This window comes from Streptomyces sp. JW3 (genome assembly GCF_052216785.1).
In the GTDB taxonomy this organism is placed as follows: Bacteria; Actinomycetota; Actinomycetes; order Streptomycetales; family Streptomycetaceae; genus Streptomyces.
Genome location: NZ_JBQOUX010000097.1, coordinates 1 through 14,284 on the forward strand (window position 1 = coordinate 1; position 14,284 = coordinate 14,284).

Annotated in this window: 10 protein-coding genes, 2 tRNA genes, 1 pseudogene and 1 riboswitch; of the genes and pseudogenes, 10 read left to right on the top strand and 3 right to left on the bottom strand. The window is 73.5% G+C overall.

All coding sequences use genetic code 11. The features are described 5' to 3' along the window. The 5 genes and pseudogenes from ACTT8P_RS29745 to ACTT8P_RS29765 form a co-directional block, all read left to right on the top strand. Positions 1–370, top strand: a pseudogene (locus ACTT8P_RS29745) (hypothetical protein); the annotation flags it as partial. A gap of 242 nt (positions 371–612) precedes the next feature. After that, positions 613–2,997 carry a DEAD/DEAH box helicase gene (locus ACTT8P_RS29750; RefSeq protein WP_442834868.1) on the top strand — a complete coding sequence of 795 codons (2,385 nt, stop codon included), beginning with the start codon at positions 613–615 and terminating at the stop codon, positions 2,995–2,997. A gap of 125 nt (positions 2,998–3,122) precedes the next feature. Next, positions 3,123–4,658 carry an amino acid permease gene (locus tag ACTT8P_RS29755; protein WP_442834869.1) on the top strand — a complete coding sequence of 512 codons (1,536 nt, stop codon included), beginning with the start codon at positions 3,123–3,125 and terminating at the stop codon, positions 4,656–4,658. Positions 4,659–4,744: 86 nt separating this feature from the next. Further along, positions 4,745–4,820 (top strand) — tRNA-Lys (locus ACTT8P_RS29760). Positions 4,821–4,925: 105 nt separating this feature from the next. Next, positions 4,926–5,354, top strand: coding sequence for a hypothetical protein (locus tag ACTT8P_RS29765; protein WP_442834870.1), 429 nt, complete (start codon positions 4,926–4,928; stop codon positions 5,352–5,354). A gap of 28 nt (positions 5,355–5,382) precedes the next feature. Here the strand turns inward: ACTT8P_RS29765 and ACTT8P_RS29770 are convergent, their stop codons facing one another. Continuing rightward, the gene (locus ACTT8P_RS29770; protein ID WP_442834871.1) at positions 5,383–5,898 is read right to left on the bottom strand and encodes a hypothetical protein; all 516 of its coding nucleotides are present in this window, start codon (positions 5,896–5,898) and stop codon (positions 5,383–5,385) included. A 299-nt stretch (positions 5,899–6,197) separates the two neighbouring features. On the opposite strand from ACTT8P_RS29770, the gene ACTT8P_RS29775 reads away from it, so the two are divergent. The 5 genes from ACTT8P_RS29775 (at position 6,198) to ACTT8P_RS29795 (ending at position 11,963) form a co-directional block, all read left to right on the top strand. Continuing rightward, positions 6,198–7,328, top strand: a complete 1,131-nt coding sequence (locus ACTT8P_RS29775) for a dihydrofolate reductase family protein (protein ID WP_442834872.1) — start codon at positions 6,198–6,200, stop codon at positions 7,326–7,328. A gap of 452 nt (positions 7,329–7,780) precedes the next feature. After that, positions 7,781–9,001 carry an alginate lyase family protein gene (locus ACTT8P_RS29780; RefSeq protein WP_442834873.1) on the top strand — a complete coding sequence of 407 codons (1,221 nt, stop codon included), beginning with the start codon at positions 7,781–7,783 and terminating at the stop codon, positions 8,999–9,001. A 52-nt stretch (positions 9,002–9,053) separates the two neighbouring features. After that, positions 9,054–9,127: transfer RNA gene (locus tag ACTT8P_RS29785), tRNA-Met, on the top strand. A 166-nt stretch (positions 9,128–9,293) separates the two neighbouring features. Continuing rightward, positions 9,294–10,520: a PP2C family protein-serine/threonine phosphatase gene (locus ACTT8P_RS29790; RefSeq protein ID WP_442834874.1), complete on the top strand. Its 1,227-nt coding sequence runs from the start codon at positions 9,294–9,296 to the stop codon at positions 10,518–10,520. 235 nt (positions 10,521–10,755) lie between these two features. After that, positions 10,756–10,913: riboswitch (cyclic di-AMP (ydaO/yuaA leader) on the top strand. Positions 10,914–10,925: 12 nt separating this feature from the next. After that, entirely contained in the window at positions 10,926–11,963 is a 1,038-nt protein-coding gene (locus ACTT8P_RS29795; RefSeq protein ID WP_442834875.1) for a M23 family metallopeptidase, read from the top strand. A gap of 103 nt (positions 11,964–12,066) precedes the next feature. On the opposite strand, the gene ACTT8P_RS29800 is transcribed toward ACTT8P_RS29795, so the two are convergent. Both ACTT8P_RS29800 and trmB read right to left on the bottom strand, forming a co-directional pair. Next, positions 12,067–13,347: a PrsW family intramembrane metalloprotease gene (locus tag ACTT8P_RS29800; protein ID WP_442834876.1), complete on the bottom strand. Its 1,281-nt coding sequence runs from the start codon at positions 13,345–13,347 to the stop codon at positions 12,067–12,069. 38 nt (positions 13,348–13,385) lie between these two features. Beyond that, positions 13,386–14,216, bottom strand: a complete 831-nt coding sequence (gene trmB, locus ACTT8P_RS29805; protein WP_442834877.1) for a tRNA (guanosine(46)-N7)-methyltransferase TrmB — start codon at positions 14,214–14,216, stop codon at positions 13,386–13,388. Between the last annotated feature and the right edge of the window lie 68 nt (positions 14,217–14,284).

The following is a 14,284-nucleotide window of genomic DNA, read 5'->3' on the forward strand; positions in this document are numbered from 1 at the left end:
CCCCGGTGCGGCGGCGGCCGACGGCCGGTCCGGGCACGGCGCGGACGGCGGCAAGGGCGGCGAGAAGGACGGGCGCGCGGGCGGGAAGGGCAAGGACAAGGGGAAGGGCGCGGACGCCTCGGACGAGACCGCCGAGCCGGGCGCCGGGTCCGCCCCGACGCGGGACGAGCCGGGCGGGCCGACGCCGCCGCGGCCCGCCGACCCGGAGCCCACCCGCAGTGCCGAGCCCGAGCCGACGCCGCCCGGCGAGCCGCCCGCCTCTCCGACGCCGGAACCGACGGTGGCCGAGCCGTCGTCGTCGGCGCACGAGCCGCCGGGGCCGCAGCTGGAGCAGCGGGAGCCGGCGCCGCGGGCCGGAGTACCGGCCTGAGCGGTGGTGAAAGGGCTGGTCAGCGCGGGGTGCCGGGCTCGATTTGCCTTTGGGGGTGGGGGGTGCGTATGGTGGTAGATCGTTTGATCCCATTTGCCCGGCGCCAACGCAGAGCGCGCCGTGTGGCGCGTACTCTCTCCCTTGCCGTGGTGGACCGCATAGAGGCGGTCGTATTGCGAATCGCGAATCACGGAGTTGACGGGCGCGTGCCGAAGAAAGACTCCGGAAGGTTTCGCATTCGCATGTCCATCGCCAGTACTGATCACGTCGTCGTGCCCGAGAGCACCGAGAACACCGAGAGCGTCGAAGACACCACCCCCGCCGCGGAGACCGTAAAGGCCGCGGGGGTCGCAGAGGCCGTCGAGGTCGCGGAGACGGTGGAGAAGGCCGTGGCGGTCGCCCCCGAGCCCTCCGGCCCCACCTTCGCGGACCTCGGTCTGCCCGAGGGCATCGTGCGCAAGCTCGCGCAGAACGGCGTGACCACCCCCTTCCCGATCCAGGCCGCGACCATCCCGGACGCCCTGGCCGGCAAGGACATCCTCGGCCGCGGCCGCACCGGTTCCGGCAAGACCCTCTCCTTCGGTCTGCCGACCCTGGCCACGCTGGCCGGCGGCCGCACCGAGAAGCACAAGCCGCGCGCAGTCATCCTCACCCCCACCCGTGAGCTGGCCATGCAGGTCGCCGACGCGCTCCAGCCGTACGGCGACGTCCTCGGCCTGAAGATGAAGGTCGTCTGCGGCGGCACCTCCATGGGCAACCAGATCTACGCCCTGGAGCGCGGCGTCGACGTCCTCGTCGCCACCCCGGGCCGGCTGCGCGACATCATCAACCGCGGCGCCTGCTCCCTGGAGAACGTGCGGATCGCCGTTCTCGACGAGGCCGACCAGATGTCCGACCTGGGCTTCCTGCCCGAGGTCACCGAACTGCTCGACCAGGTCCCGGCGGGCGGCCAGCGGATGCTGTTCTCCGCGACCATGGAGAACGAGATCAAGACCCTGGTCGACCGGTACCTGAAGGACCCGGCGCTGCACGAGGTCGACGCGGCGCAGGGCGCGGTGACGACCATGTCGCACCACATCCTGGTCGTGAAGCCCAAGGACAAGGCGCCGGTCACCGCGGCCATCGCCTCCCGCAAGGGCCGCACCATCATCTTCGTCCGCACCCAGCTCGGCGCCGACCGCGTCGCCGAGCAGCTGCGCGACGCCGGGGTGAAGGCCGACGCGCTGCACGGCGGCATGACCCAGGGCGCCCGTACCCGGACGCTGGCCGACTTCAAGGACGGCTACGTCAACTGCCTGGTCGCCACCGACGTCGCCGCGCGCGGCATCCACGTCGACGGCATCGACCTGGTCCTGAACGTGGACCCGGCCGGCGACCACAAGGACTACCTGCACCGGGCCGGCCGTACCGCCCGCGCGGGCCGCACCGGCACCGTCGTCTCCCTCTCCCTGCCGCACCAGCGGCGCCAGATCTTCCGGCTGATGGAGGACGCGGGCGTCGACGCCGGGCGGCACATCATCCAGGGCGGCGCGGCCTTCGACCCCGAGGTGGCCGAGATCACCGGCGCCCGGTCGATGACCGAGGTGCAGGCGGAGTCGGCCGGCAACGCGGCCCAGCAGGCCGAGCGCGAGGTCGCCCAGCTCAACAAGGAGCTGGAGCGGGCGCAGCGGCGCGCGAACGAACTGCGCGAGGAGGCGGACCGCCTGGTCGCCCGGGTCGCGCGGGAGCGCGGCGAGGACCCCGCGGCGGCGATCGCCGAGGCGGCGGCCACCACCGGGACCGGCGCGGCCACCGAGGTCACGCTGCCGGAGCAGCCGGCGGCGCGGGACGTCGAGCGGATCGAGCGGAGCGAGCGGACCGACCGTCCGGAGCGGGCCGAGTCCGGTCCGGCGCCGTACGAGCGGCGTGAGCGGCGCGACGACCGGGGCGGCGACCGTGGCGGTTTCCGCCGTGACGACCGTGGTGACCGTCGTGACGACCGCGGTGGGCGTTCGTTCGACCGCCGGGACGGCGACCGTGGTGGCTTCCGTCGCGATGACCGCGCCGACCGGAACGACCGCAACGACCGTCGTGACGGTGACCGTGGCGGTTTCCGCCGTGACGACCGTGGTGACCGTCGTGACGACCGCGGTGGGCGTTCGTTCGAGCGCCGGGACGGCGACCGTGGTGGCTTCCGTCGCGATGACCGCGCCGACCGGAACGACCGCAACGACCGTCGTGACGGCGACCGTGGCGGCTTCCGCCGCGACGACCGTGGTGACCGCCGCGACGACCGCGGTGGGCGTTCGTTCGACCGCCGGGACGGCGGCGACCGCGGCGGCTTCCGCCGTGACGACCGGAACGACCGCACCGACCGGAACGACCGCACCGACCGTCGGGACGGCGACCGCGGCGGACGCTCCTTCGAGCGCCGGGACGGCGCCGACCGTGGCGGTTTCCGCCGCGACGACCGCGGTGGCCACCGCGGCAGCGACCGTCCGTTCAACCGTGACCGCCAGGGCGACCGCCCCGGCTTCCGCTCGGGCGGCAACGACCGTCCCTACGGCCGCCGTGACGACCACCGCGGTTCGTCGTCGTCCTCCTTCGGCCGCCGCGACGACAAGCCGCGCTGGAAGCGCAACAGCTGACGCACCCCCGGCATGAGCGCCGTGGCCCCCACCGACACCGGTGGGGGCCACGGCGTTTTCCGCCCGGACGCTGTGCAGAGGGTCGTTACGTGTGTCAGGTCCCCGGCGTGGGAATCGCTGGGGACATGACAGATCACGCGAGACCGAGTGCGCTCTCGGACGAGGAACGGCTGGCCCAGCTCGGCTACACCCAGGTCCTGGCCCGCCGCATGTCGGCGTTCTCCAACTACGCGGTCTCCTTCACGATCATCTCGGTCCTGTCCGGCTGCCTGACCCTCTACCTCTTCGGCATGAACACCGGCGGCCCGGCGGTGATCACCTGGGGCTGGGTGGCCGTCGGCCTGATGACCCTGCTGGTCGGCCTCGCGATGGCCGAGATCTGCTCCGCGTACCCGACCTCGGCGGGCCTGTACTTCTGGGCGCACCGCCTGGCGCCGCCCCGTACGGCCGCCGCCTGGGCCTGGTTCACGGGCTGGTTCAACGTGCTCGGCCAGGTCGCGGTGACCGCGGGCATCGACTTCGGCGCCGCGTCCTTCCTGGGCGCCTACCTGAACCTCCAGTTCGACTTCGAGGTCACCCCCGGCCGCACGGTCCTCCTCTTCGCCGCGATCCTCGCCCTGCACGGCCTGCTCAACACCTTCGGCGTGCGCATCGTCGGCCTGCTGAACAGCGTCAGCGTGTGGTGGCACGTGGTCGGCGTCGCGGTGATCGTCGGCGCCCTCACCTTCGCGCCCGACCACCACCAGTCGGCGTCCTTCGTGTTCGGCGAGTTCGTCAACAACACCGGCTGGGGCAGCGGCCCGTACGTCGTCCTCCTCGGCCTCCTGATGGCCCAGTACACCTTCACCGGCTACGACGCCTCCGCCCACATGACGGAGGAGACCCGGGACGCGGCGACGGCCGGCCCGAAGGGCATCGTCCGCTCCATCTGGACCTCGTGGATAGCGGGCTTCGTCCTCCTGCTCGGCTTCACCTTCGCCATCCAGTCCTACGACGGCGCGCTGACCTCCGCCACCGGCGCCCCGCCCGCCCAGATCCTCCTGGACGCGCTCGGCGCCACCGCCGGCAAGCTCCTGCTCCTCGTGGTGATCGGCGCGCAGCTGTTCTGCGGGATGGCCTCGGTGACCGCCAACAGCCGCATGATCTACGCCTTCTCCCGCGACGGCGCGCTGCCCTTCTCCCGCGTCTGGCACACCGTCAGCCCCCGCACCCGCACCCCGGTCGCGGCGGTCTGGCTGGCCGCCGCCGGCGCCCTCGTCCTCGGCCTGCCCTACCTGATCAACGCCACCGCGTACGCGGCGGTCACCTCCATCGCCGTCATCGGCCTCTACATCGCCTACGTCGTCCCGACCCTGCTGCGGGTGCGCAAGGGCGCCGCCTTCCAGCGCGGGCCGTGGCACCTGGGCCGCTGGTCCCAGCCGATCGGGGTGGCGGCGGTGACGTGGGTCGTGATCATCACGGTCCTCTTCATGCTCCCCCAGGTCTCCCCGGTCACCTGGGAGACCTTCAACTACGCCCCGGTCGCCGTCCTGGCCGTCCTCGGTTTCGCGGCGACCTGGTGGCTCGCGTCCGCCCGGCACTGGTTCCTCAACCCGGACCACGCACGCACCAAGGCCCGCCTGGCGGCCCGCGCGAACACCCCCGAACCGTCCGATCCCTGACACGACGCGGCGATGCCCCCGATACCCGATCGGCGCCACGGCCACGTGGGGCTATGCTCGGGGTGGCAACATCGGCACCATCGCCTGGGCCCTTAGCTCAATTGGCAGAGCAGTGGACTTTTAATCCATTGGTTGTGGGTTCGAGTCCCACAGGGCCTACCAGGAAGACCCCAGCTCAGCGAGGAATGAGCTGGGGTTCTGTCCTTTCTGTCCAGTTTTCCTCTCTCCAGGTTTTTCAGACGCGCGTGTTCGGGAAAGCGGCACATCATGATGTACGACCAGAATCGCGCTCGACAGTCGGCGGACCAGCCTCGCGGTGCGGCCCCGGCACGGTCCGCCCCGGGCCCGGCTCCGCTGCTCCCGGCTCAGGCGCGGGACCGGATCGCCCGGCGTCTCGGACGGGCCGTCAACACGTTCCCCGACACTCCGCGCGAGTCGCTGGAGGAAGCCGAGGCCGCTTTCGACGAGGCCACCGCCCACCTCGTGGAGGCCCTCGCCGAACAGCGACGCACCCTCCGCGCGGGCTGGAACGCCCCGGACGCCGGCCGGGACCGGGACCAGGACCCGGACCAGGACTCGGGCGAGGACTCGGGCGAGGCACCGGCCCAGGACCCGGGCTCCGAGACCCGGTCCGCCGAACTGCACCTGGCGCTGCGGCAGTACCGGGAGATCACCCAGCGGCTGCTGCGGCTCTGAGCGTGCCGGACCGGGATACGCGGCCGCGTCAGACGAACGGCACCGCGTCCGCCGCCTTCGCGTGCCAGTTGGTGGCGACCGGGCGGTCGACCAGGACGCTGTCGGGCAGGGTGAGGGTGACGGCGTTCAGTTCGTCGCCCAGGACCGAGAGGTGGATGCGGTCGAACTCGATGCCGTAGTCGTTGTTGGTGGTCTTGGGGCTGATGCCGGCGTACGCGGCCTTGGTGCCGGACAGGACGATGTCGGCGGAGACGGCCTGCTCGGCGGGGGACACCTCCGTGTCGGCGGACGAGCCGTAGGAGGCCGACGGGTAGACGCCCTCCAGCGTGCAGGTGACGCCCCGCTTGGCCTTGGCGGTGACGAGGTCGTAGCCGCCCGCCTGGGTCTGGGCGGTGACCTTGAAGGTCAGGTCGCCGGTGGTGCAGGCCCGCGGGGCGCTGGCGGCGCCGGCGGTCGTGGTCGCCGTGGCGGTGAGGGCCGCCGCCGCCGCGACGGTGGCCAGGGCGAGGCGGGCGGCACGGGTGGTGAGACGCGAACGCAGCATCGGGAACTCCGGATGTCGGTGTGTGGTGGCCGGCGGGCTGCCGACTGACCGCAGCTTGTGCCGTGCTCCGTCCCGGCCGCCACGGATCCCGGCCACTCCGGGACGCTGGAACGCTGGAACGGTCGCTGACCTGGACAGACGCCGGCATCCTGGAACGGGGGGCAGGGACGGGGACCGGTCGCCGAGTGCGGACGGCGATCCCGCACTGGCGGGGCTCGGCTCAGCGCGGGTCTGCTTCAGACTGGAGCCGAGCCGGTCGTGCCGACCGCCGAGCCGCCGAGCCGCCGAAGGGTCACCCCATGCCCCACCCGTACGTCCTCCTCTCCGCCGCCGTCTCCCTCGACGGCTACCTGGACGACACCGGCCCCGAGCGGCTCCTGCTCTCCTCCCCGGCTGACTTCGACCGGGTCGACGCGGTACGGGCGTCCGCCGACGCGATCCTCGTCGGCGCCGGCACGATCCGCGCCGACAACCCCCGGCTGCTGGTCAACTCGCCCGAGCGGCGCGCCGCGAGGACGGCGGCCGGAAAGCCGCGGTACCCGCTGAAGGTCACCGTCAGCGGCTCCGGCGACCTCGACCCGGCCGCCGCCTTCTGGCACACCGGAGGGGAGAAGGTGCTGTACACGACGGAGCGGGGGGCCGAGCGGGCCCGGGGCCGAGGGATCGCCGCCGACGTCGTCCCGCTCGGCGCCGACCTGCGCTGGCCCGCCGTACTGGAACACCTGTACGGCCAGTGCGGTGTGCGGCGGCTCATGGTCGAGGGCGGCGGGAGCGTCCACAGCCAGCTGTTGCGGGCCGGGCTCGCGGACGAACTGCACCTCGTCCTCGCCCCGCTGCTCGTCGGCGACCCGGCCGCGCCCCGCCTCTTCGGCCCCGGCGACTACCAGCGCGGCCGGCTCCGGCTGGTCGAGACCCGGCGGATCGAGGACGTCGTGCTCATGCGGTACGAGCCCACCGCCCCCGGCACCGGCAGCCACGCGTCCGCCGCCGACCGGCACTGGCTGGCGCTCGCCTGCGAGCTGGCGGCGCTGTGTCCGCCGTCCCGCACGGCGTTCAGCGTCGGCGCGGTCGTGGTCGCCGCCGACGGGATCGAACTGGCCCGCGGCCACTCACGGGAGGGGGACGATCCCGTGGCGCACGCCGAGGAGGCCGCCCTCGCCAAGATCGACGCCGCCGACCCGAGGCTGCCCGGCGCCACCGTCTACAGCAGCCTGGAGCCGTGCGCCCGCCGCGCCTCCCGGCCCGCGCCCTGCGCCCGGCTCATCCTCGACGCCGGGGTCCGCCGGGTGGTCACCGCCTGGCGGGAGCCCGACACGTTCGTCGCCGGCGCCGACGGCAGCGGGGTGCTGGCGGCGGCCGGGGCGGCTGTGCTCGTACTGCCCGAGTACGAGGCGCGCGCCAAGGAGCCCAACCGCCACCTCCTCGACTGACCCCCGCGACCGACTCGCCTCCCTGCGGCCGACTCGCCCCCTGTGGCCGACTCGCCTCCCTGCGGCCGACTCGCCCCCTGTGGCCGACTCGCCTCCCTGCGGCCGACTCGCCCCCTGCGGCCGACTCGCCCCCTGCGACCGACTCGCCTCCCTGCGGCCGACTCGCCTCCCTGTGGCCGACTCGCCCCCTGCGGCCGACTCGCCCCCGCGGCCGACTCGCCCCCTGTGGCCGACTCGCCCCTGTGGCCGACTCGCCTCCCTGCGGCCGACTCGCCTCCCCGCGGCCGACTCGCCTCCCTGCGGCCGACTCGCCCCCTGCGGCCGACTCGCCCCCGTGACCGACTCGCCCCCGCGACCGACGACTGACCCCGCACCGCCGATCGGCCCAACCCGTCCTGCGCCGCGCGCCCCCCGCGGGCACGCTGCCAGTGATCGACGACGCGGAGGTGGGCATGAGGGCAGCGGTACGCAGACGGGCGGCGGCGGCGCTGGTGGCGGCGGTGCTGGCCGTGGGGGCCGCCGCCGGATGCGGGCAGGAGTCCGGCCGGGCGATGGCGCGGGCGCTGCCCGCCGACGCGGAGTTCACCCACCCCGGTGTCCTGGTCAGCCGGGCCCAGCTGGACACCGTACGCAAGAACACCACCGCCGGGCGGCAGCCGTGGCTCAAGGCGTATCTGACCATGCGGGACAGCACGTACGGGTCGTACCGGCACACCGCGCGGCCGTTCGCCACCGTCCACTGCCCGGCCGGCGAGCAGGCCGGCCGGGGGTGCGAGGAGGAGCGCGAGGACGCCATCGCCGCGTACACGCAGGCCCTGCTGTTTGGGGTGACCGGCAAGCGGCAGCACGCGGTCAAGGCCCGGCAGATCATGGACGCCTGGTCCGGCAAGCTGAAGAAGCACACCGGGGCGAACGCCGGGCTCCAGGCCGGGTGGACCGCCTCCACCTGGGCGCGGGCCGCCGAGCTCGTCCGGCACACCCCGGGCGCCGGCTGGCCGGACGGCCGGGTGCGGCGGTTCGAGCGCATGCTGCGCACCGCGCACCTGCCCCGGCTGACCGAGGCGGTCCCCGACCACAACGGCAACTGGGACCTGATCGCCACCGACGGCGCGATCTCCGCCGCCGTCTTCCTGAACGACCACAAGACCTTCGACCACGCTCTGCGCCGCTTCCGGGACCGCGTCCCCGCCTACTTCTACCTGGAGAAGGACGGCAAGCTGCCGTTCACCCCGGCCGGCAGCAGCATCGCCACCCGCGAGCGGCTGGTCGCGTACTGGCACCAGCAGCAGACGTACAAGGACGGCGTCACCCAGGAGACCTGCCGCAACTTCGCGCACGTCGGCTACTCGGTCGCCGCCACCGCGCACATCGCCGAGACCGCCTGGCACCAGGGTGTCGACCTCTACGGCGAGGTCAAGGACCGGCTCAAGGCCACCCTCGCGCTGCACGCCCGGCAGCAGCAGGCGGACACGACGCCGAAGTGGCTGTGCGGCGGCGAGGTGGAACAGAACCTGGGGCCCGATCTGGAGGTCGCCCTCAACCACCTGGAGAACCGGCTCGGCGTCGCCGTGCCCGCCGCGCACAAGCTGGCCGCCCGCACCCGGCCGGCCGGCACCGACGACCTCTTCGTCTCCTGGGAGACCCTCACCCACGCCGAGAACCCCGGGCGCTGAGATACGTGTGTGCGGGCCGCCCCGAACATGGTCTATGCTGGTGACACACCGACGCGGGGTGGAGCAGCTCGGTAGCTCGCTGGGCTCATAACCCAGAGGTCGCAGGTTCAAATCCTGTCCCCGCTACTCAAGGCCGATGGCCGGGTCCCTTTCGAGGGTCCCGGCCATCGGTGCGTTCGGACTCCGCCATCGGTTGTCATCCGTACGGCCCCCCACCGCTCGCCGCCCGCCCCCGCGCCCGGAACCCTGGACGGGCGGGACGGGAAGCCGAGGCGGTGGTGGGAGGCGAGCGGTGCGGCCTGGTGACGTGGACGAGGGACCGTACGCCAGGGCCGGCGGCCGGCTGCCCGGCGACCCGGTGCCCGACCCGGGCCTCGGCGACGCCCCGGTGCCCGTACCGCCCGCCGGCGGCCGTCGGCGCCGCAGGTTCCGGCGCGGCGGCCGGACGACCCTGGTACGCCTGCTGCCCGTCCTGCTGATCGCCGTCGGCGCCATCTACGACCTGCTCACCCCCCGGTACTTCACCGCGGGCCCCCTGTACACCGCCGCGCCGCTGACCGCCGCCCCGCTCTACTCGCGGCGTGGCACCGTGCTCACCGGGGCGGTCACCGTGGCCGTCGTCATAGGGCTCCAGGTCGGCCTCGGCGTCGCGCACGAGGTCGACTCCATCACCGAGCTGGTCACCATCGCCGTGGTCGCGGTGCTCGCCGTCTTCGTCAACTCGCTGGTCCGCCGCAACGACGAACGGCTCGCCAGCGCCCGCGAGATCGCCGAGGCGGCCCAGCGCGCCGTACTGCCCGAGCCCGCCGAACGGCTCGGCGGCTTCGAGATCGCCGCCTGCTACGAGGCGGCGCAGGCGGACGCCTTCATCGGCGGCGACCTGTACGCGGTGCAGGACAGCCCGCGCGGCGTACGGATGATCGTCGGGGACGTACGGGGGAAGGGCATGGGCGCGGTCGCGGCCGTCGCCGTGGTGATCGGGGCGTTCCGGGAGGCCGCCGAGCAGGAGTCGACGCTGGAGGCGGTGGCCCAGCGGCTGGAGCGGGCGCTGGCCCGGGAGGGCACCCGGCGCGAGGGGCTGGACGCCTTCGAGGGGTTCACCACCGCCGTCCTCGTCGAACTCCCGCATGGCGACGGGGTGGTCCGCGTCGTCAACCGGGGCCATCCACCGCCCCTGCTCTGCTACGCCGACGGCAGCCTGCGCACCCTGAGCAGCCGGGACGCGGCGCTGCCGCTCGGCATGGGCGAGCTGGGCGTATGGCCGGACCGCGCGGAGGAGACCCCGTTCCCCGGCGGCGCCACCCTGCTGCTGTACACCGACGGCGTGACCGAGGCACGGGACGCCCGGGGCGAGTTCTACGATCCCCTCGCGCGGCTCGGCGGCCGGCGCTTCCGGCGCCCCGGGGACCTGCTGGACGTCCTCGCCGCGGACGTGCGGCGGCACTCCGGGGGCGGCATGGCGGACGACATGGCCCTGCTCGCCGTACGCCGGCCGGGGCACGGCGGTCACGAACGGTGACAGCGCGATCCCCCTCCGCATAACAACTGATATACCGTCAGGTTTAAAACCGGGCGCGGGGTGGTGGAGATGGGCACTGAGGGGCGGTCAACTCGCCCCGTTTTGGCCGGTCGTGCGGCCTTGGTTCCGGGTGGAAAGCTTAATGATCAAGAGGAACGGCTTGGAAAGAGTGGCCCGCTTCTATTAACGTTCGATAACGCAGCGCGGTCGTCCCAGCCGTCACAGAAGGCGGCTCCGTGCGCACGCGCCGAATCCCGTAAGGGAACCGGGGAACCACCACCTTGGGGTGAATCGGGCGTAAACGGTCGTGGAGACACGGCTCGTATACGCGCGTAGGAGACCTTCCCGCTCCGAACCCGTCAGCTAACCCGGTAGGCGGAGACGGAAGGAAAGGAGCACGCCCACGTGGCGTCCAACCGGCCTGCCCCCGAGGCCCCGCTCACGCCGAACCAGCCCGGCCCCGAAACCTTCGGCTACGGCGCCTTCCGCCCCGACGAGGGCCCGTTCGAGGAGTGGAACCCCACCGCGGACACCGTCCGTCCGGTGCGCGGCAAGCACCGGGTCGCCAAGCAGCGCGGCGGACTGGCCCGCAGCTCCACCGTCCTCGGCGTCGGTGTCATAGCCGCCGTCGGCGCCGGCGGCATGGCCAGCGCGCAGACCGGCAAGCCGCCGGTGTCGATCTCCATGCCCGATCTGCCGTCCGTCGGCTCGATCATCTCGGACGACGAGGAGCAGGCGGACGAGGGCTCGGCCACGCCGCTCAGCAGCATCGTCTCCGTCGCCACCGAGGACGACACCGAGCAGAGCGCCACCGCCGGCCAGGCGCTGGTCGGCCGGATCATGGCGCAGGCCGAGCAGCAGCAGAACCAGGTCGAGACGAAGGCCGCCGAAGAGGCCGCCGCGGCCGCCGAGAAGAAGGCCGCCGCGGCCGCCGCCGAGGCCGAGAAGGAAGCCGAGGCCAAGGCCGCCGCCGCCAAGAAGAAGGCGGAGGAGGCGGCCAAGAAGAAGGCCGAGGCGGAACGGCTCGCCGAGCTGGCCAAGCAGTACGCGCTGCCCACCTCCTCGTACACCATCACCTCCACCTTCGGGCAGGCCGGCGCCTACTGGTCCTCCGGCTACCACACCGGCCTCGACTTCGCCGCTCCCACCGGTACCCTCATCAAGGCCGTGCACACCGGCACCATCACCGAGGCGGGCTGGGCCGGTTCCTACGGCTACCGCACGATCCTCACCCTCGACGACGGCACCGAGCTGTGGTTCTGCCACCAGTCCTCGATCAGCGTCAGCGTCGGCCAGCAGGTCAACACGGGTGACGTCATCGGCCGGGTCGGCGCCACCGGCAACGTCACCGGCGCCCACCTCCACCTCGAGGTCCACCCGGACGGCGCCGCCTCCGGCATCGACCCGATGGCCTGGCTCCAGAGCAAGGGGCTCAATCCCTGATCGCCGGCCGCCTGGCCGCTGACCGCCGGGCGCGGTCGCGGACTCCGGTGGTCGCGGACTCCGGTGGTCCTGACGGCAACCCCCCGACGTCAGGGCTGCCGGTTCACGGACGGTGCGGGTGGAGGGCCGGGTGGGGCTGGTACGGCTGGTACGGGGGCCAGGGCAGCGCCACCGGGACCGGCGGCGCCGTGGTCCGGGCCGCGTGGTCCAGTGCCGGGCGGGCCGTCTCCCGGCGGCGCCACAGCTCGTGCAGCAGCTCCCGCTCCCGTACCGCGAAGTCGGCGCCCGCCCGGCCGCGGTGCGCCCGGTGCCGCAGGAACGCCAGTTCGGTAGCGGACGCCTGGTACTCCGCCACCGTCCGGGCCGCAGCCTTCCCGGCGTGCCGGCGGGCGTGGGCGCGGGCCAGGCGCCGGGCCCGCATCGAGCCGAGCGCGTACGGCTCCGCCGGGGCCAGCCAGCCGGCCGCCGCGTAGATGGGCAGCTCGGCGCGCACGGTGGCCAGTTCACGGTGCCGGGACCAGACGGCCAGCCAGGTCAGCAGGCCGAACACCGGGACCATGAACGCCGCGTACACGGCGAAGAAGCCGTACTCGCCGAGCGCCGAGGAGCCGTTCCACAGCGCGTGTGTGCCCATCGCGAGCAGCAGACCGGACAGCGGGAACAGAACGCGCCGGGCCCGGCGGTCCTCGCCGCGCAGCGCCGCGAGGCCGAAGCCGAGGCCGGTGAGCACCGTGAACAGCGGGTGCGCGAACGGCGACATGACGATCCGGACGAAGAACGTCGCCGCGGTGACGGAGGCGATGCCGCTGTCGCCGGTGAGCCGGTCGGTGCCGAACGCGTTGCCCAGGTAGAGGATGTTCTCGGTGAACGCGAAGCCGGTGGCGGTGACGCCGGCGAGCACCAGGCCGTGCAGCAGGCCGGTGAAGTCCCGTCTGCGGAAGAGGAAGACCAGCAGCACGGCGGCGGCCTTCGCGGACTCCTCCACCACCGGGGCTATCACCGTGCTGCCCCAGGTGTCCGCGCCGGCCGGGTCGGCGGTGGCCGTCGCTATCCAGCGGGTCGCGAAACTGTTGGCGACGATGGCGATCAGCGCCGCCGCACAGGCACCCCAGGCGAAGCAGAACATCTGGTTGCGCCAGGGGCCGGGGGCCACCCGGTCCAGCCAGCGGAAGGCGCCGAGCAGCAGCGGTACGGGCAGCACGGCGAGGCCGAGACCGACCAGGAAGCCCTCGGTGCCGGTCTGTTCGCGCACCAGGGCCAGGATGACCAGACCGCAGAGCGCGAGCAGGGCGGTCAGGGCGCCGCGGCGCACCCGGCTCCGCTGCCACCAGCGGAGCGCATCGGAGGAGGGCGGGGCCGGTGGGGGCGGGGTACTGGTGGCCACGGCATCGATCCTGACGAGACGGGGGCGCCGCCCGGGCTTCAGGCGCCGGTGGGGGGCTGGTCCTGGTGCTGGTGCCGATGCTGCACCTGGTGCGGTACGCGGCGGAAGAGCAGGTCGTTCACCACATGTCCCTTGTCCAGTCCCTGGCCCTCGAAACGGGTCAGCGGACGGTGCGCGGGACGGGGCGCGAAACCGCCGCCGGGCGCGGTGTTCTCGAACGCCGGGTGCTCCGTGAGCACCTCCAGCATCCACTGCGCGTACGGCTCCCAGTCGGTGGCGCAGTGCAGCACCGCGCCGGGTCTGAGCCGGGCCGCGGCCAGGTCCAGGAACTCCGGCTGGATCAGCCGCCGCTTGTGGTGCCGCTTCTTGGGCCACGGGTCGGGGAAGTAGACGCGCAGCCCGGACAGGGCGTCCGGGGCGATCATCTCGCGCAGCAGGATGACCGCGTCGCCGTTGGCCACCCGGACGTTGGTCAGCCCCTTCTGCTCGGCCAGCGCCAGCAGGTGGCCCTGGCCGGGGGTGTGCACGTCGACGGCGAGCACGTTGGTGCCCGGGTCGGCGGCGGCCATCTCGGCGGTGGCCTCGCCCATGCCGAAGCCGACCTCCAGGACCACCGGGCGGTCGTCGCCGAACAGCTCGGCGAGGTCCAGCACCCGCTGCCCGTCGATGTCCAGTCCCCAGCCGGGCCACAGCCGCTGGAGGGCGTCCGCCTGCCCGGCGGTGACCCGGCTGCGGCGGGGCTGGAAGCTGCGGATCCGCCGCTCGAAGTGGTCACCGGCGGGATCGGCCCGGGGACCGTCCGGGAAACGGGGCTCGCCCTTGCGGCGGGGCGGCCGGGGAGCTGCGGGGGTGGGGTGCGATTCAGACACAGTGGGACCGATTTTACGGGGGTGAGGGTCGGGCGGCGGCGGACGGGGCGGGGGCGACCCTGCCTGAA

Coding starts and splice junctions, on each gene's coding strand:
- ACTT8P_RS29775 (WP_442834872.1), top strand. CDS start 6,198: ATGCCCCACCCGTACGTCCTCCTCTCCGCCGCCGTCTCCCTCGACGGC.
- ACTT8P_RS29755 (WP_442834869.1), top strand. CDS start 3,123: ATGACAGATCACGCGAGACCGAGTGCGCTCTCGGACGAGGAACGGCTG.
- ACTT8P_RS29765 (WP_442834870.1), top strand. CDS start 4,926: ATGATGTACGACCAGAATCGCGCTCGACAGTCGGCGGACCAGCCTCGC.
- ACTT8P_RS29780 (WP_442834873.1), top strand. CDS start 7,781: ATGAGGGCAGCGGTACGCAGACGGGCGGCGGCGGCGCTGGTGGCGGCG.
- ACTT8P_RS29750 (WP_442834868.1), top strand. CDS start 613: ATGTCCATCGCCAGTACTGATCACGTCGTCGTGCCCGAGAGCACCGAG.
- ACTT8P_RS29770 (WP_442834871.1), bottom strand. CDS start 5,898: ATGCTGCGTTCGCGTCTCACCACCCGTGCCGCCCGCCTCGCCCTGGCC.